This window comes from Kribbella sp. CWNU-51, assembly GCF_054073265.1.
In genome coordinates this window covers 1-3008 of the sequence record NZ_JBSXMZ010000042.1, presented here as the reverse complement: position 1 = coordinate 3008, position 3008 = coordinate 1, and the positions used below count along the sequence as shown (strand labels likewise).

The 3008-nt window shown below is 62.4% G+C and carries 1 protein-coding gene; it reads right to left on the bottom strand.

The features are described from left to right. Nucleotides 1-1266: helix-turn-helix domain-containing protein (locus ACXC9Q_RS33685; protein ID WP_457060698.1), on the bottom strand; the 1266-nt coding region annotated here is incomplete at its 3' end. Between the last annotated feature and the right edge of the window lie 1742 nt (nucleotides 1267-3008).

Below are 3008 nucleotides of genomic sequence, written 5' to 3'. Positions count from 1 at the left end.
AAGATGCCCAAGTGGCACGTCAAACGCGCCGACCACCGCACCTGGCCCCAGCCCCAGCAACCGCCCACCTACCAAGTCAAACCCCTTAACTGAACGGTATTGCCTCAAGGCCTTGTCTAATAGGCCTGCTGCCTCCGGGTTCCGAGCCCGGCGACCGATGTATCGGTTGATCGTGGTCGACGTCGTTGAGTGCCCCAGCTGATCAGCGATCTTTCGCGGCGTCTGCCCAAAGTCGTCCAGAATCGTCGCCGTCGTCTTCCGGAAGACATGGGCAGTGACCCAAGCCATCTCGTCTGCCGACGACCGTGCGCCGGCCAGCTCGGTCAGCTCCATCAGCGCTGCCTGCTCGCCCTTGTTCAGCCCATAGGCATCGGCCAAAGCGACCGCTTCCTCAGCCTCTAGCCTTACCCGCCCGGTTTCGATCAGGCTGATCCTCGTCTTCTGCCAGCCTAGTTTCGCTACGGTCTGAGCCTGCGTGAGACCGGCTCGGCGTCGATGACCGCTCAGCGTCCCCCCCAACTCCGCTCGTCTCTGACCACCGATAGGGCGTCGGGCGTTCCGCAGCGCGTGCTGGACGTTGTGCGGGTCCCGGAATCCGCCCTTCGAGTCCGGGAAGATGGGGGAATCGGGAGACATACCTGGTGTCAGGCGGGCGATGAGCATCTCTAGAGCCCAATCTGGCAACGTGAGGATTCGCTCGCCGGCAGCCGATTTCGCTCGCCGACGTACCAGCCCCTGGCCTCTGAGCCGCTGGATCTGGTGGCTGCAGTCGACCTCGCCCGTCTCCCGATTGATTTCGTTCCAGGTGACGGCCAGCGTCTCGCCGATCCGCTGACCGGTGGCCAGCATGAACTTGCACAGATCGACCAGGTCTGCGCGAATGGCACGCTCGTCCTGTCGCAGCAGCTCGAACCAGGCCTCCCTCTCATCCTCCTCCAACGCCCGCGGCGGCGGGCGCCGCGCCTTGCCGCGAATCTTGATCTCCCGTACCGGATTCGCCGGCAACGCGCCATGCCGCACCGCCAGCGAGAACGTCCCCGAGAGGATGCTCTTGCAGGTCTTCGCGCTTGCCACGCCGACCTCGTTCCTGATCGCTTGAATCACGCCGTCCACAAGTGATGTCGTCAACTCGACGAGACGAATCTCGGCTATGCGGGGCACAAGATTCTTGTCGTACTGATATCGGTAGGTCTGATACGTCCCCGGCGCCAAAACGTCCTGCTCGCCAAGTGCCTTCATCTCCGCCAGAAACAGCTCAGCCGCCACCGACACCCGCCTCTCAGGCTTAAGCTCCGCAGACCCGCTCAACGTCGCCCGAGTCTTCAGCCGAGTCCTGAGGTTGTTCTCCGCCCCAGTCGCGGTCTTCCCCCAAGCCGCCACCCGGCGAGTCCGACCGTCGGGGTCCCGATACCTGGCCTTGGCTTCGAACTTGTCTGGACGGCCCGTGTCGTCGCGATGCACGGCCCGGGAAGAAGTCTTCCCCCACGTCCCCAACGGCAACGGCTGCCTCGCCATCCAAACCTCCAGAATGACAACTCGTCCGGTTCCAACCCCGAGCAGGTAGGGCAGGCTCAACCTCCGCTATCCGGTAGTGCCCGTGATGCCGGTCCTCCGGGAGCCTCACGTGTGCAGAGGAACGGCTCGCCATGACCGGCGACCCGGAGACTGCTCAGTAGCGACGAGAGTCTGAGACCACATCAAGCGGTACGACGCCCCTCGGCTCGTGCGGGTGGCCCGGAGATCACGAGCGCCATCGTCGTGATCTGTCAATCGATCTGTCTATGAACTGCAGTCTAAACATGCCACTTCAGGCAGGCCAGACAGCCATCGCTGCAGTCCTTCTGGCGTATGACAGCTCGGTCAGTACGGAACATGCATCTTGTAGGGCGGTCGTCGTGGTTATCAGATGCCAGTACTAGCTTAGCTAGGCTGGTCTGCGCACCGCAGCTACGACGACCACATCCTCGGCACCCTCGGCCTCTACTGTACGCGCGAGTTGACGACTCAAGACACTAGCTCGAGCCGCCCGGATTGTTTCTGCTTGGCTTCCCACTCGAAGTACCCAGCTGCCGCCGCCTGCGCGCCTCGTTCGCAGCGCATGCATTTAAACATCCCACGCTCGGTGCGAAGCCCGTGGTAGCCGCAGGTGAGCGTGGAGCAAAACTTGCAGACACCAATTGGACGCCCGGGCTTGCCTAGGCTTAACTCCTCGGGAGCGCGCGGAACCCCCAACAAACATGGGTGGCACGTTACCTCCTCCTTGCGACGCCAATAGTCGAGTAGTTTCGCGAGGTCGGCTTTTGAGGCGGGCGTTTGGTCGTCCTCCTCGTCGAAGTCAAGGGCGGGGACCTCGACCCGAATGCCCGGCTGCTCGGCCGAAATATCGGGCACGTCCGTGCCCCTGTATGCCGTGGCGGCATTGTCAACAGGTGAGCTCATGATCCTCTTCCACTCTGCGTGATTGCCTGCCCACGCGGCGTGGGCGCGGGTGAGTTCGAAGATTCACCCCATGGTGGCCTAGTTTCAGAACAAGTCCCGCAGCACGCCCTTGTCAATGGCCTCGCCAGGTGGGATCGATCGTCGCGTTTTCGTTGCTTGCGTGCCAACGGCAGACGGGTTCCCTGCGCTCCTGGTGACTAGATTTCAAACATCTGAAATCTGGAGAGGCGGGCATCATCTACGACCTACGTCAACGGAACGCACCTTCGCATCGCCGGCACCCACCTGACGACTGGATCGCAATTGTGCTTACTGGATCCTTTGCATAACCGCTCTGACGTGCGGTGATCGTGTGCGCGTTCGAGCGGACGGCTCCGGGCGCGGTCAAGTCCCCGGGAGTGGTGTAGTGCTGCGTGATCCTGGGTTGGGGTTTAGGCGGATGCTCCTATAGATGTCAAGCGGTGGCTGGTTGCTGGTTTGGGGTGGGTTGGGTTTGGCGGAGGGTGTAGTAGATCTCGCGGGCGATGAGTCGTTTGAGGCAGCGGATGGTGTCTTTCTTGGAGAGGCCG